This window comes from Dysgonomonas termitidis, from assembly GCF_042654545.1.
Classification (GTDB): Bacteria; Bacteroidota; Bacteroidia; order Bacteroidales; family Dysgonomonadaceae; genus Dysgonomonas; species Dysgonomonas termitidis.
In genome coordinates, this window is sequence record NZ_JBHSGN010000111.1 from 38,099 (window position 1) to 62,409 (window position 24,311).

The 24,311-nt window shown below is 38.7% G+C and carries 28 protein-coding genes; 14 read left to right on the forward strand and 14 right to left on the reverse strand.

What is annotated here, in order from left to right; translation table 11 throughout:
• Nucleotides 1-271 precede the first annotated feature (271 nt).
• Together ACFO6W_RS18400 and ACFO6W_RS18405 are read right to left on the reverse strand one after the other, a co-directional pair.
• Nucleotides 272-682 carry a DoxX family protein gene (locus ACFO6W_RS18400; RefSeq protein WP_379999099.1) on the reverse strand — a complete coding sequence of 137 codons (411 nt, stop codon included), beginning with the start codon at nucleotides 680-682 and terminating at the stop codon, nucleotides 272-274.
• A 74-nt stretch (nucleotides 683-756) separates the two neighbouring features.
• A complete protein-coding gene (locus ACFO6W_RS18405; RefSeq protein WP_379999101.1) occupies nucleotides 757-1,617 on the reverse strand; it encodes an energy transducer TonB in 861 nt (286 codons plus the stop codon).
• Nucleotides 1,618-2,699: 1,082 nt separating this feature from the next.
• Between ACFO6W_RS18405 and glmS the strand changes: the two genes are divergently transcribed.
• The 4 genes from glmS to ACFO6W_RS18425 all read left to right on the forward strand — a co-directional run bounded on the left by glmS (nucleotide 2,700) and on the right by ACFO6W_RS18425 (nucleotide 6,293).
• The gene (gene glmS, locus ACFO6W_RS18410; RefSeq protein WP_379999103.1) at nucleotides 2,700-4,544 is read left to right on the forward strand and encodes a glutamine--fructose-6-phosphate transaminase (isomerizing); all 1,845 of its coding nucleotides are present in this window, start codon (nucleotides 2,700-2,702) and stop codon (nucleotides 4,542-4,544) included.
• 108 nt (nucleotides 4,545-4,652) lie between these two features.
• Nucleotides 4,653-5,180: a Hint domain-containing protein gene (locus tag ACFO6W_RS18415; RefSeq protein WP_379999105.1), complete on the forward strand. Its 528-nt coding sequence runs from the start codon at nucleotides 4,653-4,655 to the stop codon at nucleotides 5,178-5,180.
• 39 nt (nucleotides 5,181-5,219) lie between these two features.
• A complete protein-coding gene (locus ACFO6W_RS18420; RefSeq protein WP_379999107.1) occupies nucleotides 5,220-5,624 on the forward strand; it encodes a PaaI family thioesterase in 405 nt (134 codons plus the stop codon).
• Between the two features lie 87 nt (nucleotides 5,625-5,711).
• Nucleotides 5,712-6,293: a hypothetical protein gene (locus ACFO6W_RS18425; protein WP_379999109.1), complete on the forward strand. Its 582-nt coding sequence runs from the start codon at nucleotides 5,712-5,714 to the stop codon at nucleotides 6,291-6,293.
• Nucleotides 6,294-6,485: 192 nt separating this feature from the next.
• Here ACFO6W_RS18425 and ACFO6W_RS18430 read toward each other — a convergent pair whose 3' ends face one another.
• The 3 genes from ACFO6W_RS18430 to ACFO6W_RS18440 are packed head-to-tail and all read right to left on the reverse strand — an operon-like array spanning nucleotide 6,486 to nucleotide 8,470.
• Nucleotides 6,486-6,845, reverse strand: coding sequence for a GntR family transcriptional regulator (locus ACFO6W_RS18430; protein ID WP_379999111.1), 360 nt, complete (start codon nucleotides 6,843-6,845; stop codon nucleotides 6,486-6,488).
• 4 nt (nucleotides 6,846-6,849) lie between these two features.
• Nucleotides 6,850-7,632, reverse strand: a complete 783-nt coding sequence (locus ACFO6W_RS18435) for a hypothetical protein (RefSeq protein WP_379999113.1) — start codon at nucleotides 7,630-7,632, stop codon at nucleotides 6,850-6,852.
• Nucleotides 7,633-7,636: 4 nt separating this feature from the next.
• On the reverse strand, nucleotides 7,637-8,470 hold the full coding sequence (locus ACFO6W_RS18440; RefSeq protein WP_379999115.1) for an ABC transporter ATP-binding protein: 834 nt from the start codon (nucleotides 8,468-8,470) through the stop codon (nucleotides 7,637-7,639).
• Between the two features lie 756 nt (nucleotides 8,471-9,226).
• On the opposite strand from ACFO6W_RS18440, the gene ACFO6W_RS18445 reads away from it, so the two are divergent.
• Entirely contained in the window at nucleotides 9,227-9,709 is a 483-nt protein-coding gene (locus ACFO6W_RS18445) for a surface-adhesin E family protein (protein ID WP_379999117.1), read from the forward strand.
• Between the two features lie 49 nt (nucleotides 9,710-9,758).
• Nucleotides 9,759-11,516 carry an LIC_10190 family membrane protein gene (locus ACFO6W_RS18450; RefSeq protein WP_379999120.1) on the forward strand — a complete coding sequence of 586 codons (1,758 nt, stop codon included), beginning with the start codon at nucleotides 9,759-9,761 and terminating at the stop codon, nucleotides 11,514-11,516.
• 37 nt (nucleotides 11,517-11,553) lie between these two features.
• On the opposite strand, the gene ACFO6W_RS18455 is transcribed toward ACFO6W_RS18450, so the two are convergent.
• Nucleotides 11,554-11,922, reverse strand: a complete 369-nt coding sequence (locus ACFO6W_RS18455; protein WP_379999122.1) for a YccF domain-containing protein — start codon at nucleotides 11,920-11,922, stop codon at nucleotides 11,554-11,556.
• A 129-nt stretch (nucleotides 11,923-12,051) separates the two neighbouring features.
• Between ACFO6W_RS18455 and ACFO6W_RS18460 the strand changes: the two genes are divergently transcribed.
• Nucleotides 12,052-12,438 (forward strand): hypothetical protein, encoded by a 387-nt coding sequence (locus tag ACFO6W_RS18460; RefSeq protein ID WP_379999124.1) that lies wholly within the window; start codon nucleotides 12,052-12,054, stop codon nucleotides 12,436-12,438.
• Between the two features lie 43 nt (nucleotides 12,439-12,481).
• Here the strand turns inward: ACFO6W_RS18460 and ACFO6W_RS18465 are convergent, their stop codons facing one another.
• From ACFO6W_RS18465 to ACFO6W_RS18475, 3 genes are all read right to left on the reverse strand, one after another.
• On the reverse strand, nucleotides 12,482-13,480 hold the full coding sequence (locus tag ACFO6W_RS18465; RefSeq protein ID WP_379999126.1) for a hypothetical protein: 999 nt from the start codon (nucleotides 13,478-13,480) through the stop codon (nucleotides 12,482-12,484).
• A 165-nt stretch (nucleotides 13,481-13,645) separates the two neighbouring features.
• Nucleotides 13,646-14,080, reverse strand: a complete 435-nt coding sequence (locus tag ACFO6W_RS18470; RefSeq protein ID WP_379999128.1) for a hypothetical protein — start codon at nucleotides 14,078-14,080, stop codon at nucleotides 13,646-13,648.
• A 141-nt stretch (nucleotides 14,081-14,221) separates the two neighbouring features.
• Nucleotides 14,222-14,992 carry a hypothetical protein gene (locus ACFO6W_RS18475; protein ID WP_379999130.1) on the reverse strand — a complete coding sequence of 257 codons (771 nt, stop codon included), beginning with the start codon at nucleotides 14,990-14,992 and terminating at the stop codon, nucleotides 14,222-14,224.
• Between the two features lie 209 nt (nucleotides 14,993-15,201).
• On the opposite strand from ACFO6W_RS18475, the gene ACFO6W_RS18480 reads away from it, so the two are divergent.
• Nucleotides 15,202-15,477: a zinc ribbon domain-containing protein gene (locus ACFO6W_RS18480; RefSeq protein WP_379999132.1), complete on the forward strand. Its 276-nt coding sequence runs from the start codon at nucleotides 15,202-15,204 to the stop codon at nucleotides 15,475-15,477.
• 116 nt (nucleotides 15,478-15,593) lie between these two features.
• Nucleotides 15,594-16,352, forward strand: a complete 759-nt coding sequence (locus tag ACFO6W_RS18485; protein WP_379999134.1) for a GNAT family N-acetyltransferase — start codon at nucleotides 15,594-15,596, stop codon at nucleotides 16,350-16,352.
• Nucleotides 16,353-16,356: 4 nt separating this feature from the next.
• Here the strand turns inward: ACFO6W_RS18485 and ACFO6W_RS18490 are convergent, their stop codons facing one another.
• The 3 genes from ACFO6W_RS18490 to ACFO6W_RS18500 form a co-directional block, all read right to left on the reverse strand.
• Entirely contained in the window at nucleotides 16,357-16,875 is a 519-nt protein-coding gene (locus tag ACFO6W_RS18490) for a GNAT family N-acetyltransferase (RefSeq protein ID WP_379999136.1), read from the reverse strand.
• Nucleotides 16,876-17,078: 203 nt separating this feature from the next.
• Complete coding sequence (locus tag ACFO6W_RS18495; RefSeq protein ID WP_379999138.1) at nucleotides 17,079-17,750, reverse strand: oxidoreductase; 672 nt, start codon at nucleotides 17,748-17,750, stop codon at nucleotides 17,079-17,081.
• Nucleotides 17,751-17,949: 199 nt separating this feature from the next.
• Nucleotides 17,950-18,603 (reverse strand): hypothetical protein, encoded by a 654-nt coding sequence (locus ACFO6W_RS18500; protein ID WP_379999140.1) that lies wholly within the window; start codon nucleotides 18,601-18,603, stop codon nucleotides 17,950-17,952.
• Between the two features lie 197 nt (nucleotides 18,604-18,800).
• On the opposite strand from ACFO6W_RS18500, the gene ACFO6W_RS18505 reads away from it, so the two are divergent.
• The 4 genes from ACFO6W_RS18505 to ACFO6W_RS18520 all read left to right on the forward strand — a co-directional run bounded on the left by ACFO6W_RS18505 (nucleotide 18,801) and on the right by ACFO6W_RS18520 (nucleotide 22,522).
• Nucleotides 18,801-19,178 carry a hypothetical protein gene (locus ACFO6W_RS18505; RefSeq protein ID WP_379999142.1) on the forward strand — a complete coding sequence of 126 codons (378 nt, stop codon included), beginning with the start codon at nucleotides 18,801-18,803 and terminating at the stop codon, nucleotides 19,176-19,178.
• Nucleotides 19,179-19,387: 209 nt separating this feature from the next.
• Nucleotides 19,388-19,948, forward strand: a complete 561-nt coding sequence (locus ACFO6W_RS18510) for an RNA polymerase sigma factor (protein WP_379999144.1) — start codon at nucleotides 19,388-19,390, stop codon at nucleotides 19,946-19,948.
• Nucleotides 19,926-21,221 carry an outer membrane beta-barrel protein gene (locus ACFO6W_RS18515; RefSeq protein WP_379999146.1) on the forward strand — a complete coding sequence of 432 codons (1,296 nt, stop codon included), beginning with the start codon at nucleotides 19,926-19,928 and terminating at the stop codon, nucleotides 21,219-21,221. The genes ACFO6W_RS18510 and ACFO6W_RS18515 overlap by 23 nt, the downstream gene beginning before the upstream one ends.
• A 38-nt stretch (nucleotides 21,222-21,259) precedes the next feature.
• Nucleotides 21,260-22,522: an LVIVD repeat-containing protein gene (locus tag ACFO6W_RS18520; RefSeq protein WP_379999148.1), complete on the forward strand. Its 1,263-nt coding sequence runs from the start codon at nucleotides 21,260-21,262 to the stop codon at nucleotides 22,520-22,522.
• 370 nt (nucleotides 22,523-22,892) lie between these two features.
• Here the strand turns inward: ACFO6W_RS18520 and ACFO6W_RS18525 are convergent, their stop codons facing one another.
• Both ACFO6W_RS18525 and ACFO6W_RS18530 read right to left on the reverse strand, forming a co-directional pair.
• Complete coding sequence (locus ACFO6W_RS18525; protein ID WP_379999150.1) at nucleotides 22,893-23,156, reverse strand: AAA family ATPase; 264 nt, start codon at nucleotides 23,154-23,156, stop codon at nucleotides 22,893-22,895.
• Nucleotides 23,125-23,565 (reverse strand): AAA family ATPase, encoded by a 441-nt coding sequence (locus ACFO6W_RS18530; protein ID WP_379999152.1) that lies wholly within the window; start codon nucleotides 23,563-23,565, stop codon nucleotides 23,125-23,127. The genes ACFO6W_RS18525 and ACFO6W_RS18530 overlap by 32 nt, the downstream gene beginning before the upstream one ends.
• A 354-nt stretch (nucleotides 23,566-23,919) precedes the next feature.
• Between ACFO6W_RS18530 and ACFO6W_RS18535 the strand changes: the two genes are divergently transcribed.
• Nucleotides 23,920-24,294: a hypothetical protein gene (locus tag ACFO6W_RS18535; RefSeq protein WP_379999154.1), complete on the forward strand. Its 375-nt coding sequence runs from the start codon at nucleotides 23,920-23,922 to the stop codon at nucleotides 24,292-24,294.
• The last annotated feature ends 17 nt before the right edge of the window (nucleotides 24,295-24,311 follow it).

Here is a 24,311-nt window from a genome sequence, read left to right on the forward strand (position 1 = left end):
ATTCTATTTTCAATATATTTAACACGAAAGATGCAATTATGTTTAACATTTTACCTTTCCATCATCACAAGGAAGCATTTATTATATCCTTATATAGGGGTTTATTTTTTATACTTCATATTTATATAATAATATGATCGTTTCCCATAGCGGTTATTATCATTAATCCAAATCCAAATTTAAGTAAATAATGTTTATTTCAAGCAATTATAGGATAACAAAAACGGCCGACACATCATGTATCAGCCGCAATATATCGATGGGTAAATATTTAATCCCAGAGTTTCTTATTGCTAAGAGCATATTTACCACCTCCGGTAAATATCAGGGCTACCGCACCAAAGAAATACAAAGCCTGCAACTCGATAGTCCAGCCGCCTGCTTCGTTAACCGTAAATATGTCCGCACTATGCGCCATCCCTACAGCTACAAGCATATTGAATGCAAATATAGCTGCCGCGATACGCGTACCAAAACCAAATATAATAAACAACGGGGCTATTACCTCCCCTATATATACACCATAAACGATAGAAGATGGTAACCCACTGGCTTCCAGCATCTGTTCTATACCTCCTGCGCCATGCATCAATTTGGCTACACCATGCATCAACATCAATACACCGATACTCAACCGGAGAATGAGCAATCCTAAATCTGTATTCCTTTCTAATACTTTCATATACTGTTATTATAATAGTTACAGTAAATAGAACAAAGAAATATCCGGAAAGTTCGTTCTTTCCGAAAAAAAAACTATTTTGGCAACACAAAAGGAATAGGCAACATCACTTCCATCGGTGCAGGCTTACCTTCTTTAAGACCGGGAATCCATTTAGGCATCTTCTTTATCAGGTAAAAAGCCTCTTCGTTACAATCACGGAATATACCTTTGAATAAGGCTATCCGGGATATCTCCCCTTGTTCCGAGATCAATATATTATATATGACCCGCCCTTCTATCCCCATCTGAATAGCCCGTTTAGGGTATTTCAGGTTAGATTGCAGATATGCTTCCAGAGCTTCCCTTCCTCCGGGAAACTGAGGGGCTTTATTCAATAAAGTATCCCCTTGGGATATTATGGCGGCAACAATCCCATCCGATTTTCTTACCGATAAATCTGTTTCATTAGTTACAAGAGAGCCAACATAAAAATTATCGTTCGCTTCTTTTTCCCGCTGTTCTTTCGCCCTTTTCTTCAGATCTTCATCTGCCTTAAAACTGACAGTAAGCTTTTGCTCCATTTTTACAGGCTGACCGGAATCGGTGGCAGGTGTCCATCCGGGCATAGCTTTCACCACACGTATTACTTCATCGTCGGCAACGGGATCAAATCCTCTTGTGATTCCAACCTCCCGCACCGTTCCATCCTTGTCTATCGTGAACTTTATGTCGAGGTCGCCTTCCATTTCTATCTTTAGCAAAAGATAAGGATATCTGATATTACTCTCCAGAAACTTATATAATCCGGCCTCTCCTCCCGGAAATTGAGGTGCTATTATATTTTCCGATCCGGTTTCTACGGGGACAAGCTTTGCGGACACTCCGTTTTGTGCCGAAAGTGCCGATAAACTGATGATCAATGCAATTGTAAAGGTCAAGTATCTGTATATCATTATATATTTGTTTTTTTCAATCTATGGCTTATATACCTGATAAGCACAATTTCTAAAACTTTTTTAATTACCTCTTCCATTCAAAAGTAACAGGTTAACACGATTAAGCAAACACATAGTTATATTTTTTAAGAAAGTTTATCTATAGATAGGAGCTGTTAGCCTTTAGCTTATAGCTTATAGTTCTTTGAAAGAATGATAGGCCCCTCCAACTTCCCCAAGGGGCAGGGCTGTTAAGTTCTCTTCTTTGTTCTGTTATTTTCTGCTGTCATCCTGAGTGGAACGAAGTATCCCGACCCTGAGAAACGAGATGTTTCACTCCGTTCAACATGACACAGAGGGTATAAATAATTAGAACTTAACAGCCCTGCCCCCAAAGGGGACTTACAGAGAGGGAAAAAAGTAACGGATAGAAAATAGTGGAAAAAGTGTAACTTTTGTAACTTTTTAACAGTTACGAGTTACTACGCCCTAGGGCAGTTACGAGTTATGAATTGACTGACACCCTGTTTTGTTTCACGCAAAGGCGCAAAGACGCAAAGGTTTCACATCTTACCAGTTGTTGACTGCTAACTGTTTACTGTTAACTGAAACATGTGTTACCTTTGTTACCTTTTGGGGAAGTTACGAATAGACAAGACACCAGATACGAGTTGTTAACTGTTTACTGTTTACTGTTAACTGATATATCTGTTACCTTTGTTACCTTTTAACAGTTACGAGTTACTTCGCCCTTCGGGCAGTTACAAGTTACGAGTAGACAAGATACCAGATACGAGTTGTTAACTGTTTACTGTTAACTGATATATCTGTTACCTTTGTTACTTTTTAACTATGAATTGCAAATACAGGTTAAAATAAAAAAGGATCTGAGAGGTCTTTGTTAATTGGTTAGCAAAAAAATAATAAGACAACCTGTCAAGATTAAATACATCAGGTTATAAATTTAGTTTGTAGAAACTATATCAAGTAACACAAAGATAAAAAAACATGAAATAAAATGGAATAAAGTTGTTAAAGACACAACTTAACGTTTAAAAAAAGCCTTTTTGTTTATCTTTGCATAAAAAATATATAAATATATGTGTGGCATAGTAGGTTATATTGGTTTTCGCGAGGCTTATCCTATCTTAATAAAGGGATTACACAGGCTTGAATACAGAGGTTATGACAGCGCCGGGGTTGCTATCATTAACGATGAAAATAAATTATCGGTATATAAAGCTAAGGGACGGGTACAAGATCTTGAAGAATATGCCCGTGACAAAGATGTAACGGGTACAATAGGAATTGCACACACCCGTTGGGCTACGCACGGAGAACCCAGCAATGCCAACGCGCATCCCCATTATTCACAATCGGAATCACTGGCGCTTATCCATAACGGGATCATAGAAAACTATGCTGTCTTAAAAGCTGAATTAATAAATAAAGGATATTCTTTTCATAGTAGTACCGATACTGAAGTCCTGGTACAACTGATTGAATATATAAAACAGATAAATCACTGCGACCTGTTCACTGCAGTACAGATAGCCCTGAATCAGGTAGTGGGCGCATATGCGATTGCAGTAATAGAGAAAGGGAATCCGAACCAGATTATCGCTGCCCGCAAAAGCAGTCCTTTAGTAATAGGCATCGGCGAAGGAGAGTTCTTTATAGGTTCTGATGCATCTCCGATTATCGAATACACAAAAAAGGTAGTCTATCTGGATAATGAAGAAATAACTGTAATCAAACGGGATGAAGCTCCTAAGATTGTCACTATATCAAATATCGAGCGTACTCCGAAAGTGAAAGAGCTGGAAATGAATCTCAGCCAGCTAGAAAGAGGAGGATATCCCCACTTTATGCTAAAGGAAATATTCGAACAACCCGAAACCCTGAAAAATTGCATGAGCGGACGAATCAATATCGAGGGTACAAATGTAACGCTTTCCGGCATCATTGACCATAAAGATAAATTTATAAATGCACGGCGTATCATAATCATAGCATGTGGCACATCCTGGCATGCCGGGTTGATAGGAGAATATCTGTTCGAAGAATTCTGCCGTATTCCGGTGGAAGTGGAATATGCTTCGGAATTCAGATACCGTAATCCGGTAATCTGCCCTGATGATATTGTCATAGCTATTTCCCAGTCGGGAGAAACAGCAGATTCGCTTGCAGCTATCGATCTGGCCCGTAAAGCAGGTGCATTTGTTTATGGAGTTTGCAATGTGGTAGGTTCTTCCATTCCCCGCAATACCGACTCCGGTTCATATACACATTGCGGACACGAAATCGGGGTCGCTTCCACAAAGGCATTTACAGCCCAGGTCACCGTATTGACAATGATGGCCCTGACCATAGCGAAAGAAAAAGGCACAATTACCGGAAGTAAGTATCTGGAAGTAATAAAAGAACTCCAGAACATTCCTTCGAAAATCGAGCATATTTTGGCATTGAGCGATAAGGTGAAAGAACTTTCCCTGATTTTTACTTATGCACAAAACTTTATCTATCTGGGACGTGGATATAACTATCCCATTGCCCTCGAAGGAGCTTTAAAGCTGAAAGAAATATCATACATCCATGCCGAAGGTTATCCTGCCGCAGAGATGAAACACGGTCCTATCGCTTTGATAGATAACGAAATGCCGGTAGTAACAATTGCTACACACAGCGTCATTTATGAGAAAGTGGTAAGCAATATACAGGAGATAAAGGCCCGTAAAGGCCGTGTCATAGCTATTATTAATGAAGGTGATGAAACGATGAAAGCACTGGCCGACCATTATATCGAAGTTCCGGCTACAGAAGAGTGCCTCGATCCATTGTTGACATCGATTCCCCTGCAATTGCTCGCATATCACATAGCCGTCAATAAAAACAGGGATGTGGATATGCCGCGGAATCTGGCAAAATCGGTTACCGTAGAGTGATTGTCCGGTTATTATAAATATATTTGCCGATATATATTGTCAGTCAGGGACATTTTGCAAAATATTTCTATCTTTGTACAAAACTTTACATAGAAAAACGAAATTAATATGAAAATCAGATTTTTCCTTTTCACACTTATCTGCTTTCTTGGGCTCAATATGAGTGTGGCTGCGCAGAGTAGTAGCCTGGCTGCGGGCACAAAAATAACAATGTTTGATGACAAGAAAAAGAATATTGAAAACCTGGAAGTTGGAGATATTGTCCTATCATTCAATATCAAAGATAAAGTATACGAAGAAAAGAAGGTAAAAAGTATAAACAAAATAATGTATAATCGCCTTGTACGCGTTACACTGAGCAGCGGAGTGCAACTTACCATGACCAGCGATTGCCCGTTCCTTGCCGAAAAAGGCTGGGTATCAGTTGATCCTGAACTGACTAAGTCGAATAAAAAATATCCGGATGTAAAACGTTGTCAATTAGGAGAGTTCGCGCTTTTCTATAATGTAACAAGTACAGACTATGTAGAAATTACCGTTATACAAGGCATAATGGAACCAACCCAAACCTATATAATAGAACTGGAAGGGGACGGTGCCATCATAGCTAATGGTTTTCTCGTAGGCCAGAATTAATAAAGAATGAGGCTCGATACAAACAATATACAAGAGCGAATGAAGAATACTTTTCTGGAGACATTGAACATCACATTCATAGAATCTGATGACCCAATGTCTCTTGAAGCGATTATGCCTGTCACCCAGCAGATGACCCAAACAATGGGCGTTCTGCATGGCGGGGCAACGATCTCTCTCGCCGAATCGCTGGCAGGGGCAGGCTCTAATAACGTATGCGCAAGCGATGAACGATGCTTTGGTATGCAGATAAGCGCCAGTCATATATCGAGTGCGAATGTAGGTGACACAGTCCGCGCCAAAGGCGTAATCCAACACAAAGGACGTTCTACACATGTATGGAATGTCGATGTATTTTCAGAAAACACAGGACGGTTAATATCGTCTATACGCATAACGAACGCTGTTGTGAAACAGGTTGTATATTTCGGAAAAGGGAAATAGGATATCTCATAATTTATCTAAACAGAGTTAAACCTTTCATACCCTTCTCTATTCTAATAGGAAACTAAACTACCAAAAAGAACTGTTATGAAAAAGTCAGCATTCATCATTATATTTATAGTTCTGTTATTCTCTGCCTGTGGCACTATGCGGCTTGCAGATGTATCGAGCCTGTCTGTAGGAATGACCCAGAATGAGGTGAACCAGATAATGGGCGCACCTATACGAGTATTATCATCTTCTTACACACAAGACGGACAGCTGGATGTGTACGAATACTATACTTACAGAAATGAAGCCTATGCGATAGAATTCTGGAACGGACGATTATCGCGGTACGATTTCATGTATGAAGACGTTCCTCCTGCCGGAATTTCTCCGCGTCCGCCATACACCACTTATCCGAACAGGCCAATGCCTAACCGGCCATCACAACCAAACAGGCCGGAAAACAACAGGCCTTCAAATCGTCCGGATAACAATACCTCCAATTCAGGCAGGCCTAGTACCAGACCGACGGAAGATAATAAACCCGGAAATAGCGGTAGACCATCGTCCGGCGGAACAGAACGCCCGTCTTATGGCTCCGGCAACAGTACCTCGTCAAGAAGCAGCACTCCTGCGAAAGAGCAAAGCAAACAAACCGAAGGAACCGAAGACAAGAAATAAAAATCAACACCCATTCTTATCAGGGAAAGAATGGGTATTTTATATGGTGTCGGGGCTCCCTTCCCTTATTATTTTTGTCACAGAGACGCTGTTAGTATATCAATAAGTTTGTACACTATAACAACTATACATACTACAACGATTGCTATCATAACGGCTAAAATTTTATTTGCATATTTTTTCATAATATCTCTATCCTTTTGACTTATTATACCTATCAACCACTTCATCTATACTGATATCCAGCAATTCCATAGTCTTGAAAGTTTCAGGAAGCATTTCCTCGAAGAATTCTTTCTTCTGAAGATTCAGTATCTGTTTACGGGCACTTTCCGCCACATAATATCCCATACCACGCTTTGAGTAAATGATATTTTCTGTCTGCATATATTCAAACGCCCGCATAGCGGTATTGGGATTCACCTGCAATGTTGTCCCCAATTCCCTGACAGAAGGCACACGTTCCTCTTCCGCCCATTCACCGGTCAACATCTTCTGGAAGCAGAAGTCTACTATTTGCAGATATATCGGTTTATTTGATTTAAAATCCATAATGTTAAATTTCAGTTTCTCTCAGTTTAAAAAAGGATACAATCCACATACCCACAGGAACAACCACATTTATTACAATACTGCAGGTTTTAACTATGACATCGGAAGTAAAAGCGATAAAACCCATTGAATGCCCGGCTTCGTAACCGACCCTGAAAGACTGTTGCTGGTCGCTGTCCAGATTAAAAGTCATATTACCATGCTGCATGGACAGATGCACCATCAGTATCGCGCCGAATACGACTACTATAAACAGTATTAATAAAACAACAGAGGTCTTGGCAAAGGCATACCGCTTGAAGTAATAATATCCACACATGAATATAGATTGGAAAAACAGCACCGTAGATAAAGTTTTGAATGCATAAAGATTTTCTGTCAATCTCATTTCCTTAGCATGTGCCTGTACCCCATCCACCGGGATAAAACCTGTTATAATATTCAGCAATAGCAATAATATGAAAATCATTAGCGGCAGTACAATCACATATTTAGTCCAGAGACTTATAAATTTTTCGAAAGTTGATGACGGTAATGTGAAATCGAAAATACTCGAATGCTTTCCCCTCGACTTTTCAAAAAAGCAAGGACCCGCTATTATGATCGTACCCGCAATAAAATTTATCAACCAGATCAAATTACTATTGTTTGTCAGTACATTCAAAAGCATGGATAAAAAGTACAGGCCTGTAAGTCCGCCCGCAATATAGATATATTGCATCCTGGACAAAAAAAAGTTACGTTTTTCCAGTTCCCAAAAACGATTTATATTAAATATAGCATTCATTCTATCACTGATTAGAGTTAAATAATTCCTTAATTTTCGTCTTATTATTAACAACCGTATTAAACAGAGTTTCTATGTTCAGGGTACTTTCTTCCTTATATTTATTTACCTGCACCGATGCATAACCTTGCATTGTCTGCTCACAATACAGCGCTTCTTCCGGCTTGGAAGATGTGTACGAGAACAAAAGTTTTTGAGTAATCTCTTCCACCGAATTATTCAACAACACCTGATTACGATCCAGTATAATAATAGGGTCTATAAGGCTTTCAAGATCACGTACCTGATGCGTGGAGATCAGGATGCATCTGTTTTCTTCGAATGCTGAAGCCACTATTTTCCTGAACTGCGCCTTGGATGGAATATCCAAACCATTTGTAGGCTCATCCAGCAAAGTAATTGGTGTATTAAGCGCGAGAGCAAATGCTATCATTACTTTCTTTTTTTGTCCGAAAGATAATTCAGCCATTTTCCTGTCCTTTTCTACGTGAAAGTCATTCAGATAAACGTCGAACTGTGTTTCACTGAAATTGGGATAGAAAGATGAGTTATATCTTATAAAGTCTTTTATCAGCATATTCTGAGCCTGAAACTCTTCCGGCAAAAAGAAAAGCTGCTTCAACATCTCCGGATTTCTATATGCGGATTCATACTCAAAAACTTTACAACTACCATTTTTCGGAAAGCATAATCCGCTAATTAAATGTAACAAAGTGGTTTTGCCCACTCCATTTTCGCCTAACAGACCGTATATCCCCCCTTGCATATCAAAAGAAACATGCTCAAATACAGGCCGTTTCTTATTGTAATAGAAGCTTAAGTCATTTATTTTTATCATACATTTAGTGTATTAGTTTATTAGTACACTGCAAATATATGGCATATTTTTATATATGCAATAGAAAATGGAAACTTTTTTTTAAATTTATACAGGACTTCAACTACCACACGTAAAACATTAGTAGCAAACAGTATAATCAATACAAATTCATCTGGCATACCTAAAAAGGTAACAGATATATCAGTTAACAGTCAACAGTAAGCAGTTAACAACCCGTATCTTGTATCTCGTATCTTGTCTACTCGTAACTTGTAACTTGTAACTGCCCAAAGGGCGCAGAAATAACATTCGCCGAAGCGAAGGCGAGGCAAACTCGTAACTGTTAAAAAGTTACAAAAGTTACACTTTTTCCACTATTTTCTATCCGTTACTTTTTTCCCTCTCTGTAAGTCCCCTTTGGGGGCAGGGCTGTTAAGTTCTAATTATTTATACCCTCTGTGTCATGTTGAACGGAGTGAAACATCTCGTTTCTCAGGGTCGGGGTCCTTCGTTCCACTCAGAAACAACGTTCGGCAGAGCGAAGCGGAGCCAATGACAGCAGAAAATAACAGAACAAAGAAGAGAACTTAACAGCCCTGCCCCTTGGGGAAGTTGGAGGGGCCATTTCATTCTTTCAAAGAACTATAAGCTGTAAGCTAAAGGCTAACAGCTCCTATCTATAGATAAACTTTCTTAAAAATTATAAGCTATTTACCAATATATAATCTTTTGATAACCTATCTTTGTTTTAACTATAAACAATAACAGAATAATATGAAATACATTGTCTTTCTCATAAGCCTTATACTATTTTTATCGAGCTGTAAATCCACAACAAGCAGTGTACATCCAAAATATGAAGGGTGGTTTAACATTGCTGTAGCCGAAGATGTGGAAATATATACGGATACAGCCAGCATACGGCACGAAGGTGCGGTAGCCTATGCCCGCGAGAAAAGGGTTTATATAAGCCCGGAAAGCAAGAAGTTGTATATAGACAAGATCAGGGCTGAATATACTAAAATGGGGAAAACTGAGAAAGCCGATAAATGGAATGATTTCAGTTACTGTATTTATAACTGCCTGTATGAGTGTACAAACAAAAGATTCAGAATACTATCGGTCGAAGACTATGACTCTACTGGGAAACGCATCGCTAAAACAACTCCGGCCAAAAATAATATCAGGTGGTTACAAGTCGATAGTGAAACTGTCGGCGACTATACTTTCTTCTTTGTATGTGATTATCAGCAATAAAGAAAATTTAAAAGAAAATCCGTATCTTTGTAATCAAATTTAGTCGAAGATGCTCGCTATAATTATATCATGGATTGCTATCGCGGTAGTTTTCCTTTCTTTGGGAGACATTTTTATCTCCTTATATAACAGACTTTGCAAACAAGATGAACAATATGGACTTACGGATACATTCCTGCTTGGAATGTGCTTTACCCTGATACCGGTATCCATTACTTCATTCTGGTTGCCGTCCAATCATTATATATTATCGGCACTAATTACAGCATGCATTATATACTGGATCATAAGGAGAAATCACCTTCGGGCTGTCGTCCGCAAAGTAAAATCAAGCTTTGTCCATTTACATGCTTTTCAGTCAGCCATTTTCATTATACCCATTATCAGCCTGATGGTTGCCATCATATGGCAGGTAGGCGTATTCGACTCCCTGCTCTACCATCAACAGAATATACGCTGGAATGAGGAATTTGCCATAGTACCCGGATTGGGAAATATAGAACATCGGTTTAGTTTCAATTCCAATTACCTTTTACTGTCGGCTATTTTCAGCCTACGGGTTCTTTTTGGCGAAGGAGTATATAGTCTGCAGGTGTTGGTATTAGCGGCTATAATATGCTGGACAATAAAGGAGATCATACAATCCGGCTATGAGATAAAACGCATCCTGCTTTTATTGGTAATAACAGGATACATCTTCACATTCGGCTATTCATTGGCGGCAACATCTACCGATGCCATACCCAGCCTGGTATCACTATACCTGATAGCAAAACTGTTATTATATCCAAACTCACCGGATAACAAAAAATTATTTTTCATAGTTATTCCGATAGCCTTGATCACATTCAAACTTACCACAATTCCGCTTGGCCTCATTTCGTTATATATATTGGGACGGTTGATCCGGAGTAAAGAATACCGCGCAGTCTTATTCCTGAGTTTCATCCTTGCTGTAATACTGGCACTTTGGTTTACCAGAAACGTTATTATTTCGGGCTATCTGGTTTTTCCGCTTCACGAAATAGATATATTTTCTGTTGATTGGAAACTTCCTGCATTTGTCGCCATTGAAGAAAAAGATTTTATCCTTTCGTGCGGGATAGGTGTCTTGAAAGATGTTGTGTGGCAGATTTTAAATCCGGAATTAAGTAGTTTCGGCGGAATATACAAGTGGGGAATGAATCTCATTTTTATAGTTCCTACCCTGCTCTCCCCTGTTGTTGTCGTATATTCTCTGATGAAGAAGAGGTACCTGAACAAGAATATCTATTTCGTCTATATCGTATTACTGGTAATAATAGGATTATGGTATATGGGAGGGCCCGACCCCCGGTTTATAGGAGGAATATTGTTTGCTATTATATATTATATCTGCTATCTTTTACTCGCTACAAGAGAAGAAAAACTGTACCCTAAAACGGGTACAATACTTACTGCAGCTTTTGCCCTTCTTATGGGATACTGGGCTGTAAGCCGTTCTATCAAGTTTTACAATATGTTTGACTTAAAAACCCCTAAAGCAAATAGCAGGCCTGTATCCGACATCATTATAAGGCAGTACCCTTACAGGGAACTACTCAAATCGCTTACCCTATATACAGATGAGTTTCTTCCTTACAAACTGGACAATGGGGCAACCATTTATATCAGTAAGTCCCCGGAAATACCTGACGGACGTTTTGTATGCTTCGAAAGTCCTTTTCCGTGCACAGTACTACAGGCCGATGCCCTGGGGAAATATCAGGATATAAGCTCTGTAACCACACGGGGTAGAAGTTTACAAGAGGGTTTCAGGTCTAAATAAGTAAAAATTCGTTCTGATTGCACACCCGGTATCGCACCTATTCTACCTTTTTCCCGAAAGGAAACAGTGCCAGATGTATCAGCTTGAAGTGTTGCTTACCAAAAGGAATGCCAATTATTGTGATACAGAATACAATTCCCCAAAACAAATGAGTAAGCGCAATCCAGAATCCACCGATAATGATCCAGATAATATTCATTATCAGATTAAGGCAGCCAATAGAGCTTTCATCCTCTACAACCTTGCTGCCAAAAGGCCATAATGCAAGAATACCCAGTTTGAAAGACTGGATACCGAATGGAATACCTATGATCGTGATCATCATCAGAAAGCCTGCTATAAAGTATTCCAAAGCTATCATAAAGCCTCCGAACAATACCCAGATAATATTACCTATTGTTTTCATATCGATTATACATTACGTTTAAGCAAATATAGCAGTAAAAACAATATATTTAATTATTGTCCGGTTTTTTTCTACAAGGTATATATAATGAGAATTTATTCGTTAATTTGCATTCAATACATATAATCTATGAAAAGAGATGCTTACATTTTCATCCTATCCCTTGCCGGATACCTGCTCTGCGGTTGTACCCCTTACAATGCAGATAAGGTAAACACCTCACTTATACAAGGAAAATGGATATTGGCAGATGTGGACAGAACTATCTACGACAATGTAGATGTAGATTATAATAAAGACCGTACCTACCTTATTTTTGATGGGGATAAATGTACCCAGCATATGTCTGAAAGGAAAGACTCCCTGGTTTTCAGGTTTATAATTCACAATTATGAATTGGATCTGTATCAAGGCGAGATCCCTTTCCGAAGTCTGGATATCGAAATCCTGTCCGAAGATTCACTCATCCTCTCCATAGCTGATAACAAATGGATATATAAAAAAACAGAGCAATAATATTGTTATTACCGCCCTATCCTGTCTATCGATATAAGTTCTCTCAGTTTTTTCTCTGGACAAGAAGAAGGTCCCTTGTTACTATCGCAGATATATCATTGCCAAGCCTCTCGCTTCTCTTATCTATATATGTCCGGGCTCCGTTAGCAGTCTTCCATTCGGTCACCCATGCCGCAAAGTCTTTCATTTCTCCTGTTACTTTATCCGTGTAGAAAAAATAGATCACATCATCTACTATGATTATTGGATAAGGGGAGTTCTTATCAGCTTCTATTTCGTTTGTCTCCGGATTTAGAGAACTAATGACACAAAACTTCTTCCCCTGCGCATCTTTATAGAATCTATATGAAGTTTGAGTTTTTGTCAGGGCTTCCTCCATTTTCGCCGTCTCACCGGGCTGGTACAGACCATTGTAATAATAGGCACATGCCTTTACATCCCAAGGAGCCTCCGACAATTCATCGAAGTATGTATTGACCATCACCTTCGATACATCTGTAAATGTAGGGGCAATTGCGACATTTCGCTGGGCCTTCATGTCTGTTACTATAAATTTCATACCTGTATTCGCTATAGTTCCCGGATAAATATCTTCCGTCTTAAGTATTCCCTTCGACGGGTCTAAGCGGCGGATGATCTGTTTTGTTGTGGTATCCGTTGCCACACCGCCCAAATAAGTAAATTTAAAGTATATGGTGTCGCTACTTGCCGAATATGTTCCTTCATCATTTAAATGATCGATTACATTATAACTTTTAAATTTGTATTTATTATCTGCCGGATCGAGATAGAACTCGGTCCTGTACCCGTCATAATCAACAAGCCGCAAGCCGGGAAATATCTGCTGTTCGCCTGGCGAATAAATATAGATTATATCTTTCTTGTAATAATAAGTCTCCCAGGTACCTATCAGGTCATCTGCTGCCGCATTTACCGGAGGTTCCGGCTGAGGTATCACAGGCTGATCAGGCTCATCACCATTATTGACGCAACCGGATAACCCAAGTAATGAGAAAAATAGAATAAATAAGATTTTCTTCATCGTTTTGTAGTAATGGACTATTGTGTTTTAATTAAATGGCAAAGATATACAATTCTGTCGCAAGATTCATCTGTCCATATGTTTTTTTATGTTTATGCAATGCTTAAACATCTATATTTAACAACTTTACAGGAATATAAACGACAAAATACCTGATATATTGTACTATTGAGCCTGCTTGTTCAACAGCATTTTGTATTCATAGTCATAATCTTTCACCTGGACAAGCATCTCCTTATCAGAGACAGACAGCACTGTAAAGCGGATTCTCTTCGGTTTTGTCCTGTTCGCCTTATTCAGCAAATAATTGTTATAGTAGATGGTTACAGAATCACCTTCCAATTCATATCTTCCGGTTATATTAAATACGATGACTCCTTCTGCAGCTTCACCTTTGTGAAACACCATATTATCGCGGAATATATATGTATCGGGAAATTCTCCGGCAGGTTTTGTCTTCTCACCTTCCGTACGTTCAGCCTCAACCCATCTGCCTACAATATTTTCTTTTGGGAAAGATTGTACAGACAGGCTGTCCTGTGATTTCATCAGCTGCGTAAAGCCGAGAAGAAGAACTATAATCAATAGATATTTTCTCATTATTGGGGTTTGTGTTATTTGTGTTTATATATACAAAGGTACGATAAGCTTTTCAATTTTATAAAGATTAAGGTGTATATCCTGATAGATATACACCTGTCACTTTCATTCAAAAAACCATTCACCTAAACCTATATTTAATTATCTCCTGTTACTTCTTTCCGAGCCTGTACTCGACGCCATCCTAAAATCACTCCTACCCGAAGATGACTGCGTAGCCTTACTGTTACGGTTATTGTCGCGGCTTGTAGACGGGCGGCTCTTTACATTGTCATTCCTGTTGGAACGGTTATCACGGTTACCGTAGTCGGATCGCTTATTGTCATTCTTTTGACCGCTGTTGTAATTCTTATCCTTGTTGCGGTTATTATCTTTTCTGCTATTGTTATAGTTATTGTCAGGGCGATAATTATTGTCCTTACGGTTGTTATAATTATAATTTGGACGGCCACTGTTATTTTTATGGTCTTTCCTGCTGTCTGAATACCAAATCACCCTGTTATTACGGCTATCATGATAACGGTGGTCACGGCTGTCACGTATTACGATCTGGTTACGGTGTCCTCTGTAGCGGGCATAATCTCTGTAGTGGATATGGTGATATCTCCACGGATCACGCACATTCAACACCACTTTATATAGTCCGTACAAGTCATAATTACGGTATCCGTATGGTAAGTAACGTGCAGAAATCCATCTCCCCCTGTCGAAATAATAGAATAAACCTACATTCACGTCGTAGTAACAATCTATATCCGGGAAATAATAATATCCTACATAATCATATCCCACAGGGCCCCACGCCGGCTGACGGCCTATATTGATACTTACATTTATATTTTGAGCTTCGGCAGTGTTATAAAATGATGTAACACCTATGAATAATGCGAATGCTAATAAAAACTTTTTCATAACTTTAAATATTAAAAGGTGAATACTGAATTTCATCTCTTTGTATCTTTGATATGATAACGACAAAAAGGATTAATCGCAACAATCCCGTTTAACTTTAATTAACCGGCCGGATAAAAATATCCTAATTTAGCAAGAATGGACAACCTGACATGTCGTATAAATCCTTTTCTTTGCATTAAGATTATTAACCATTAAAACAGAACATTATGAACCAACAATTTTGCCAAAGCTGTGGCATGCCCCTAAATGCAGATGAAGATTTCGGAACAAACGCCGACCAAAGCAAGAATCATGAATATTGCCGGTATTGCTTCACAGACGGTGAGTTCACCGAAGATATTACAATGGACGAGATGATAGAACATTGCGTACAATATCTGGACGATTTCAACAAGGATACTGAACAAAAACTAACCAAAGAACAGGCTGTTGCTCAGATGAAGGAATATTTCCCCACATTAAAACGCTGGGCATCTGCATAAAAGAATGAGAAAAACAACTCAAGACGGGTACGATAAAGCCGTAAACCATGTGATAGATCATATCAACTGTTAGAGTTTTAGAAACCGCAAAAAGAACGTTCTAAAATCAGTATAAGATGAATATAATTACACTATCTCCCGGGAATATTGCAACCGAACACATCTGCTGCTCGATAAGCAGCAAATCAACCGAAACAGGTGTTGCTGCTAAAAAAGAATGGCTCAGTTGCCGTATGCAGGAAGGACTGAGGTTTAAGAAACTCGATGCCCGGGGGAAAGTGTTTATAGAATATATTCCCGCGGTCAATGCATGGGTACCGATAATGGCAGACGGATACTTATATATTAATTGTTTCTGGGTATCCGGTTCGTTTAAAGGAAAGGGCTACGGGAAACAATTACTCGCCGGTTGCGAGGCCGACGCACTCAAAAACGGATATAAAGGTGTAGTATTGATTGTCGGGCAAAAGAAAAAGCCATTCCTTTCCGACAAGGCGTTTATGTTGTGTCATGGATATGAAATAAGCGATAGCTGCCCTCCTTTCTTCGAACTGGCCGTAAAACGCTTCGACAAAGATGCGCCCCTACCCCGCTTCAATGATTCGGCGCGCAAAGGAATGGGAGACGGAATAAAAGGGATTGACATCTTCTATACGGCACAATGTCCGTTTACCGTGCCATATACAAAATTATTAGAACCCGTTATCCTGGCTTCCGATTATCCGGTACGGCTACATCAGATCACGACAAAAGAAATGGCACAAAACCATTTAGCCCCGGTGACAAGCTATTGTGTTTTCATCAACGGAAAATTCTTTACAAATGAAATACTGACTCCGGATAAATTGAAAAGAATAATAGAAAACGAACAGTAAGGCTTTACAGTTCTTCAAATTCCCGGGCATACTTTACTATCCCCTTAATATCCGACAAGCCGCCATCAATTAATTCTTTTGCCATAAATACATCGGCAGGAACATTGAACGGAGGCTTTATACCCCATTTACTTGTAGGGACAAAGCCAAAACGCGGGTAATACCCGGTATGCCCTAAAACAACAACGGACTTATATCCAAGCTGCCGGGCCTTATCCAGGCCGAAACGGATCAGCTGCCCTCCAACGCCCTTGCGCTGCATATCCGGGCTCACTGCCATGGGAGCCAGAGCAAGGCTATCCTGACGTTTTTCCTCATCTATTATACTGATTTTTGTAAATAAGATATGCCCTACTATCTTATTCTCCACTATCGCGACAAGTGAAAGTTCGGGTATAAATCCGTCACTCAGGCGTAAACGGTCTGCAAGCCGCGCCTCTTCTTTTCTGTTGAATGCTTTTAGATTGATATCGTAAACTGCCGGAAAGTCACATGCTTCCTCCTGTCTTATTTCGACTTTCATGTTTTTATCCTCCATGGTTACAAGAGATTATCTATTCCATAAAGATAATGAATTAATAATGAACAGGAAAAAATTTACAGAAATAAGTAATCAATAAAAATTACTGCCGCATTTTCCAGAAATATTATGTAAGGACGAATAAGTATTCAGTAATACTTAACTGTTTATATAATACAATTTTGGGGAGGAAAGGAGTCCGGACTTTATCTATGGCTCTCCGTGTATATTTCGGCAATCTCTTCGGATTCGTAAATATGGTAGCCTACTGTATTTTTTTGAGCGGTATCAAACATGGCATACGCCACTTTTTTCACGTCAATGGGTTTATATCTTTTCAGCTTACCCACAAAGAAAACCCCGAATATCTTCATAACATATTCACCCAGTTTTTCCCCAAGCCTGAATTCTTTCCTGTTTCCCAGCAGCAACGAAGGACGAAATATGGAAATAGACTGGAACGGAAGTTTTCTTAATTCTTCTTCACACCTGCCCTTTGTCCGCAAATAGAAATTACCGGACTTTGAATTCGCCCCAACCGACGAAATAATTGAATATTGTTTTATACCTCTATTTACTGCGGCTTTAGCAAACTGAACAGGGTAGTGCAGGTCTACTTTCTCAAAAGCCTCTTCGGTCCCGGCTTTCTTAATTGTTGTTCCCATACAACAAAACATATCATTTCCCACGATCAAATCCTGATACGATTCAGGATTATCAAAATCGACGACATGCTGTACCAGTTTAGGATGTGATATTTTCGATCCTTTACGCACAAAGCTGATAACCCTTCCATATACATTACTGGTTAGTAATGCTTTTAGTAGTTGTGAGCCTGTAAGTCCTGAACTTCCTATTATAATTGCTGTCTTGGTCATCTACAATATTTTGGTTTTAAAATGCGGCAAAGATAACATTATTATAATAAATCCGAATTTTCTTTTTCTATTTATGCTTACTTATCAGTTTTAATCATGTATAGATAATCAAAAAAAATGAATCTTTGCCCCTACCGACTCCTAATTAAACTTAATTACTCCAATTACATAATAATTGGGGCATGCAGGTAGTTATCCTCTATTGCTTGATAATATAATTAAAGCCTATCCCTATCTGTATAGGTGTTGCGTTTTTATATTCAATAACTTCCGGTTTCACTTTCGAAAAATCAAATGTGTTGTATCCCAGCCAGCAACTCATAGCCCATCTGTCATCTATCGGGAACTGATACCCTAACCTTATTTCGTATATCAGGCGGTACTTATGAGCAGCCGCATCCATTCCTTTTGCTTTATTCAGGTTGATACGGGTATATGAAAACCTGTTTTCTATAAAAATATATTTAGCCCGGTCCTTTTTATCGTCATATGCTATCGGGAGATAAAGCTTCGGGGCTATATACGGAGCCCAGTATGTTCCTTTATAGGATGTCTCTGTATAACTGTATGGATTATCAAAGCCATCAACCCCTATATTGGGATCATTATAACGGATACCCTGATTAAATCCCCCGGCTCTAAATCCGGCTTCCAGGCCAAAGAACATATTCACATCATATTCATATCCCAAACTCATTCCCAGGGCGGCAGGATCTCTGATTCCATCTTTATTATCAAATGCATAATTCAGGTTAAACGATACATCTATATCTATATTCAGCTTATGCCCTTCCTGCCCAAATACAGAGATAAATATAGTTATTGACAATATAAGAAACAATAGCTTTTTCATATCCGGCGATTTTATTATTCAACATCCGAAAGCACCTCTTCAATGGTGCGCATCCGCGCCTGATTATGAGAATATAATAAACAGAGATGCATCCTTTTTCTCATGGTATATAGATTAGACATTATACAAATCTAAGAAAAATATTACAAGATAGCTGATATTTTTATATATTGCATCGTTTTTGTGAATGAGAAAGAATGAGGAAACTTGTATTTTGCTGCTTATTTATCTTCGCCCTGATGGCCTGTGGCGAACGAAATACCATTGCCGGACGATGGGCGATGGATATAGACGGTACGGATGAGACCTCTATCAAAATGCCTGATGATACGATCGTATCACCCGAACTCCGTTTCGGATATGATACCGTCTATATGGATGTACGGACAAGTGAAGGCTCTGTCAGAAGCCAATGTATCGGTATATACACCATCAAGGACGAGCGCATAATAATAACGGATAATTACGGGAAACAGCGGGAATGCAAATTTGTCTTGAAAGATGATATCCTCACAATTATGGATAAAGACGATCCTGAAAAAATAATAATGAGATTGCGAAGGATAAAAGAATAGGGAATATTAAGATTAAAAAGATTTCTCCTGTTAACTGAAAGCTTCTCAAAGGAAGCTTTTTTACTATACATTGTAGAAAAACACAGTGCTTTTATAACCTGTTAAACTACAAGTTAGGAAATGTCCAATTAAAAAATCCTTTATTTTTACATAAATGCAACTTTTGGAAATGTTATTGCATCAATGTAAGTAGAGAGTATAGTTAGCCGATGAATGAACAGTTATTAATAGCGGGATGCAAACGTGGAGAATCATGGGCTCGTAAACAATTGTACGAGTTACATGCGCCGGTCATGATGGGTGTTTGCATGCGCTATACGAATGACAGGGAAACGGCCAAAGACTTACTCCAGGATGGGTTTATCAAGGTTTTTACCAAAATAGGCACCTATTCCGAAACAGGTTCGCTGGGCGGTTGGATGCGCCGGGTCTTTGTGACTACCGCACTGGAATATCTCCGGCGAAACGACGCTCTTAAATTAAGTGTAAACATCGACGATTATAACGAAGCGATGGAGAATGTTGATGTTTCGGCTTTGGATCAGATTTCGGCAGATGAGCTGATGGCATGTGTAGCGGCCTTACCGGAAGGTTACCGGACAGTGTTCAACCTTTTTGCCATAGAAGGTTATACACATAGCGAAATAGCAAATATGTTGAATATCAAAGAAAGTACTTCGCGTTCTCAATTTATCAGGGCGCGGAAAGTTTTACAAAAAAATGTGGAATCTCTATTAATGCATGAAAATGCCAGACAAGAAAAGCCATAACGAACAACCTGACGAATTCAGCAGACTGATAAGGCAAAAACTGGTAGATTACCGGATGCCTGTAGATGCAGACTGCTGGAACGGAATTGAGCTTCAGATGAAGCCCAAACAGAGGAAGTCTGTCTGGTGGATCGGGGGCTCTGTTGCAGCTATAGCTGTCATCGTGATTTTACTACTCTCTATACCCAAGAATGATGAGCCCCCTTTCAACCGCATAACCGGAATCGATAATTTTAATACCACCAGGATTAAAATAACAAAACCCGGCAAACAGCCAATCATTGTCGTTAGCGGAAATGATAGTCATATACCCGCAAAAAGCTATCCCGCACACACATTAAGTAGTAAGACTGCCGGAGACAGGCATATAGCAGAAGGAAGCGGAATTGTGAACGAAGCTGTACCTGCAACGATCATAGATACCATCAGTATGGCTCATATTGAAAATATGGTACAGAATGTGGTCTCCGGGAATAATAATATAGCTGAGACCAATGTCAATACTTCTGACACCGTCCCTGCTATACAGGAAAAGAAACCTGTGCAGGCAACCCCTAAAGAACCAGCCAGGTTATTGATTGCAAAGGCCGGCAATAACGACAGCAGATGGCTGATGTCTGCCTCATTTTCATCCGGAGGCGGTTCGTCGTCGAATGGGAATATGTATAAGGGGCTTATGTATGACTATGCCACATCGGCAAACATTTCGGAATCATTTTCAGACACGAAGGCCCTGTTAAGCAAGGATCTCAGCGTAAATGATTTTTCAGAAATGGATCACTCTCTACCATTATCATTCGGTGTTAACGTCCGCAAGGATATCAATAAATATCTCGGATTTGAAACCGGATTGACATACACATACTTATCATCACAGTTCCGGAAGAAAGCGATTAAATCGTTAGAAGCGCGGCAGGAACTGCATTATCTTGGTATCCCTGTCAATGTCGTCCTGTATCTATGGAACAGTTCGAACTGGAATATCTACCTATCTACCGGAGGCATGGTGGAGAAAGGCTTAAGATATAAATATACGGAAGATATATATGATAAGAACAATAGTACAGCTGTCGTTCACGACAAGGGAAGCATAAGCGGTCTGCAATGGTCTTTAAACGCATCGCTTGGAGCATCTTACATGTTCTATAACGACTGGAGTATATATTTTGAGCCTAGATTCTCTTACTATTTCGATAATAAACAACCAATTAGCATTAGAACAGAAAAACCTTCAGTATTTGGTCTTGGTGCCGGACTCAGATACAAGTTTTAAAACAACCGGAATTTTTTAATAACTTAAATCTTTAAATAATGAAAAATCTATTGTATCTATTATACATTAGTGCATTCTGTGTATTGTATAGCTGTAGCGATAATGACAATACTGAAACCATCACCTACAAAATCCACGAACCGGTATTTATGAATGCCATCACTTTTCGTAATTCCATAAAGGTATCAGTCACACCTGAAGAGATTACACAAAAAGGCAAAATATGCTTCTATGAGGGCTATCTTTATATATCTGAGCCTGATAAAGGTATTCATATCATCGATAACCGCACTCCCTCTGAACCTAAAAATGTCGGTTACATAGAACTTATCGGAAATGCTGACCTGAGCATCCGTAACAATATGCTCTATGCTGATTCCTACATAGACCTCGTATGGTTTGATATAAGCAACCCTGCACAGCCGGAACTCAAGGGCCGGTTAGAGAACGTCTTTGAAAACGTTTTACCACCAATGGAAAATTTCCAGTTTGGATATGACTATGCAATGTGTTATCTTAATGACAATAAAGGTGTCATAGTAGGCTGGAAATTGGTAGAAAGGACCGAACCCGTTAAACAGAATATGATAGTATGTCATGATTATGCATATATGCAAAACAGCAGTAGTAGCAGTAACGGTGCAAGCGGGCTAAATGGTTCCATGTCCCGTTTTGGTTTATACCAGAATTACTTATACACTGTAATTAATAATAATATGAGTATATTTAACCTATCAGGGGACAAACCAGTAAAAGCAACAGATGATATTTATATTGGTTGGAATGTAGAAACGATCTTCAGCTATAAAGATAATCTGTTTATGGGTACGCCGACCGGAATGTTGATATACTCGGTGAAAGATCCGCTCAAGCCCGATTATCAATCATCCTTACAACATGTTTATGGCTGTGACCCCGTTGTTGTGGAAGATGATCTGGCCTATGTCACCATTCATTCGGGAAATATGTGCAGACAAAATACAAATGAATTGTTTATAGTAGATGTTAGTGATGTGAAAATGCCTAAACAGATAGTATCTTATGCAATGACCAATCCTAAGGGATTAGGAATAGATAATGGTATATTATTCCTCTGTGACGATGGTCTGAAAGTTTATAAATCGGATGATCCCCAAAAACTGATGTCGAGTCAACTGGCCCATCATAAAGGCATGAATGGATATGACGTGATACCACATGACAATACACTGATGATGATTGCTGAAGGCGGCCTGTATCAATACGACTACAGCGACCTGCAGAATATTAGACAAATCAGCGTTTTAAGTATCGGAAAATAAGAGTAAAAAGAACTAAACGGTAAAAAAATAAGCTGGGAATATATTCCCAGCTTATTTTTCAGGTACTATCCATAATTTTGTGTAAAGGCCAACTACAAGGTCGAACAATATCCTCGCTCACCATTAACATAACAGATATCACGGGAATTTTTACCTTTACATTGTTTCTCTGCTTCACTCACCTTAAAACATTTCACAATAATGATATATCTATTTTTATAAATAGTCCTGAAGAATCTTTTAATAAAAGTATTGTTACCAGAATCTCTTTACATTGGTGGTTAAATCCAAAGTTACCTATATTTCCTTATAAAGCTTGTAGTCCTAACTCATTGATTACTAACCGATAATTATTGATAAAATATTTTGTTTACTTATAATGTTCTGTCTCTTCATAACTTACAAGTTTTAATCCATCATCTGTTACACAATAAATATCAGCTTCCGGATAAGCCATCAATATAGGTGAATGAGTCGCAATAATAAATTGTGAATTATTATCTGATATGTTTTTCATTATTGCCAGCAGAGCCATTTGATTGGTCGCAGAAAGAGCCGATTCGGGTTCGTCTAAAATATATAACCCATTACCTGAAAACCTATTATGTATTAATGATAAGAAACTCTCCCCCATGAGATCGTTCGTGGAGTGAACCTCCGTAATATAAATCTCGCTTGGATTTTTCAAATTCAAAAAGCTTATCTATTTCGGTAGCAACATTATAAAAACTTTCTGCCCTCAGAAAAAAGCCGTCTTTTTCACGATAAGGTGATCTGAATAATTTTAAATCATTAAATAGGCTTGAATGTGATTCTTTTGTTTGAAAATTAAAATTATGGGTTCCTCCTTCTGGATTAAATCCTGCATTTATAGCTATAGCCTCAATTAAAGTAGACTTTCCAGATCCGTTTTCCCCGACAATAAATGTAATATTCTTGTGAAATGTTAACTCATTTAATTTTGCTATTGAAGGTATGTTATATGGGTATACACTCCTTTCTTCAATTGGTTTGATATTCTTTATCTTATTAATATATATCATAATTTTTAATAATTTCTTATCTTATAAGAATCACAAGATAAGGAATTATTCTTAATTTAATTCCAAGTTTTACCATGACTTGCGAGACATATTACCAACAGATGTTCCTTGCCCGGTCAGTCCCCAGTACATAACCTGAGACATACAGTCTTCTTCACTTGTCCCTCCTCCACTAACCCAAGACCCGAGGAACCTGACGAACCGTTCCAATAGCCCAGAGATGCCATTTTCAATAGATTTTGGCTAGGAATATTTTAATCAGAGAGGGATTAAATTTTCGTAAAGATATTATCTATTAAGTTTTATTATTATATTTATAAAAAATATCAAGATCAACTCTAATCTTTGTAGTTCATGAATAATAGAATGACTTTCTATATCTTTTATTTTATCTTCAGTATAACTTTTACCCCATATATTTCTGCTCAACAAGGCAAAGATGATACATATAATCCTAAGTTAGAGATGGGTATCGCTACAATCTCTGGAAAGATTATTAATTTGAGGAAGAATTTACAACAATCTCTCCAAAATATCTCTATTTACACCCCCAACTTAATAACAGGCACAACAAATACATTCGAAATCCCAATAAATGAAGATAAAAGCTTTATAGGGGAAATTCCTGTTTCAATTTCCCCGGAATTTGCAGAAGTAGAATTATGTGAGGGAACCATAGCGTTTACTATTGGAAAATCCAGTGAGCGTTGCCCCCTCGTGCCAGTCTAAATTGACCCCATGTACCA

What these genes read in the sequence shown, in the direction of transcription:
- ACFO6W_RS18450 (WP_379999120.1), top strand. Translation starts at nt 9,759, where the DNA reads ATGCTCGCTATAATTATATCATGGATTGCTATCGCGGTAGTTTTCCTT.
- ACFO6W_RS18425 (WP_379999109.1), top strand. Translation starts at nt 5,712, where the DNA reads ATGAAAAAGTCAGCATTCATCATTATATTTATAGTTCTGTTATTCTCT.
- ACFO6W_RS18455 (WP_379999122.1), bottom strand. Translation starts at nt 11,922, where the DNA reads ATGAAAACAATAGGTAATATTATCTGGGTATTGTTCGGAGGCTTTATG.
- ACFO6W_RS18530 (WP_379999152.1), bottom strand. Translation starts at nt 23,565, where the DNA reads ATGATATATATTAATAAGATAAAGAATATCAAACCAATTGAAGAAAGG.
- ACFO6W_RS18475 (WP_379999130.1), bottom strand. Translation starts at nt 14,992, where the DNA reads ATGAAAAAGTTTTTATTAGCATTCGCATTATTCATAGGTGTTACATCA.
- ACFO6W_RS18440 (WP_379999115.1), bottom strand. Translation starts at nt 8,470, where the DNA reads ATGATAAAAATAAATGACTTAAGCTTCTATTACAATAAGAAACGGCCT.
- ACFO6W_RS18465 (WP_379999126.1), bottom strand. Translation starts at nt 13,480, where the DNA reads ATGAAGAAAATCTTATTTATTCTATTTTTCTCATTACTTGGGTTATCC.
- ACFO6W_RS18510 (WP_379999144.1), top strand. Translation starts at nt 19,388, where the DNA reads ATGAATGAACAGTTATTAATAGCGGGATGCAAACGTGGAGAATCATGG.
- ACFO6W_RS18480 (WP_379999132.1), top strand. Translation starts at nt 15,202, where the DNA reads ATGAACCAACAATTTTGCCAAAGCTGTGGCATGCCCCTAAATGCAGAT.
- ACFO6W_RS18520 (WP_379999148.1), top strand. Translation starts at nt 21,260, where the DNA reads ATGAAAAATCTATTGTATCTATTATACATTAGTGCATTCTGTGTATTG.
- ACFO6W_RS18495 (WP_379999138.1), bottom strand. Translation starts at nt 17,750, where the DNA reads ATGACCAAGACAGCAATTATAATAGGAAGTTCAGGACTTACAGGCTCA.
- glmS (WP_379999103.1), top strand. Translation starts at nt 2,700, where the DNA reads ATGTGTGGCATAGTAGGTTATATTGGTTTTCGCGAGGCTTATCCTATC.
- ACFO6W_RS18500 (WP_379999140.1), bottom strand. Translation starts at nt 18,603, where the DNA reads ATGAAAAAGCTATTGTTTCTTATATTGTCAATAACTATATTTATCTCT.
- ACFO6W_RS18525 (WP_379999150.1), bottom strand. Translation starts at nt 23,156, where the DNA reads ATGGGGGAGAGTTTCTTATCATTAATACATAATAGGTTTTCAGGTAAT.
- ACFO6W_RS18515 (WP_379999146.1), top strand. Translation starts at nt 19,926, where the DNA reads ATGCCAGACAAGAAAAGCCATAACGAACAACCTGACGAATTCAGCAGA.
- ACFO6W_RS18470 (WP_379999128.1), bottom strand. Translation starts at nt 14,080, where the DNA reads ATGAGAAAATATCTATTGATTATAGTTCTTCTTCTCGGCTTTACGCAG.
- ACFO6W_RS18445 (WP_379999117.1), top strand. Translation starts at nt 9,227, where the DNA reads ATGAAATACATTGTCTTTCTCATAAGCCTTATACTATTTTTATCGAGC.
- ACFO6W_RS18435 (WP_379999113.1), bottom strand. Translation starts at nt 7,632, where the DNA reads ATGAATGCTATATTTAATATAAATCGTTTTTGGGAACTGGAAAAACGT.
- ACFO6W_RS18420 (WP_379999107.1), top strand. Translation starts at nt 5,220, where the DNA reads ATGAAGAATACTTTTCTGGAGACATTGAACATCACATTCATAGAATCT.
- ACFO6W_RS18400 (WP_379999099.1), bottom strand. Translation starts at nt 682, where the DNA reads ATGAAAGTATTAGAAAGGAATACAGATTTAGGATTGCTCATTCTCCGG.
- ACFO6W_RS18535 (WP_379999154.1), top strand. Translation starts at nt 23,920, where the DNA reads ATGAATAATAGAATGACTTTCTATATCTTTTATTTTATCTTCAGTATA.
- ACFO6W_RS18415 (WP_379999105.1), top strand. Translation starts at nt 4,653, where the DNA reads ATGAAAATCAGATTTTTCCTTTTCACACTTATCTGCTTTCTTGGGCTC.
- ACFO6W_RS18460 (WP_379999124.1), top strand. Translation starts at nt 12,052, where the DNA reads ATGAAAAGAGATGCTTACATTTTCATCCTATCCCTTGCCGGATACCTG.
- ACFO6W_RS18490 (WP_379999136.1), bottom strand. Translation starts at nt 16,875, where the DNA reads ATGAAAGTCGAAATAAGACAGGAGGAAGCATGTGACTTTCCGGCAGTT.
- ACFO6W_RS18405 (WP_379999101.1), bottom strand. Translation starts at nt 1,617, where the DNA reads ATGATATACAGATACTTGACCTTTACAATTGCATTGATCATCAGTTTA.
- ACFO6W_RS18485 (WP_379999134.1), top strand. Translation starts at nt 15,594, where the DNA reads ATGAATATAATTACACTATCTCCCGGGAATATTGCAACCGAACACATC.
- ACFO6W_RS18505 (WP_379999142.1), top strand. Translation starts at nt 18,801, where the DNA reads ATGAGGAAACTTGTATTTTGCTGCTTATTTATCTTCGCCCTGATGGCC.
- ACFO6W_RS18430 (WP_379999111.1), bottom strand. Translation starts at nt 6,845, where the DNA reads ATGGATTTTAAATCAAATAAACCGATATATCTGCAAATAGTAGACTTC.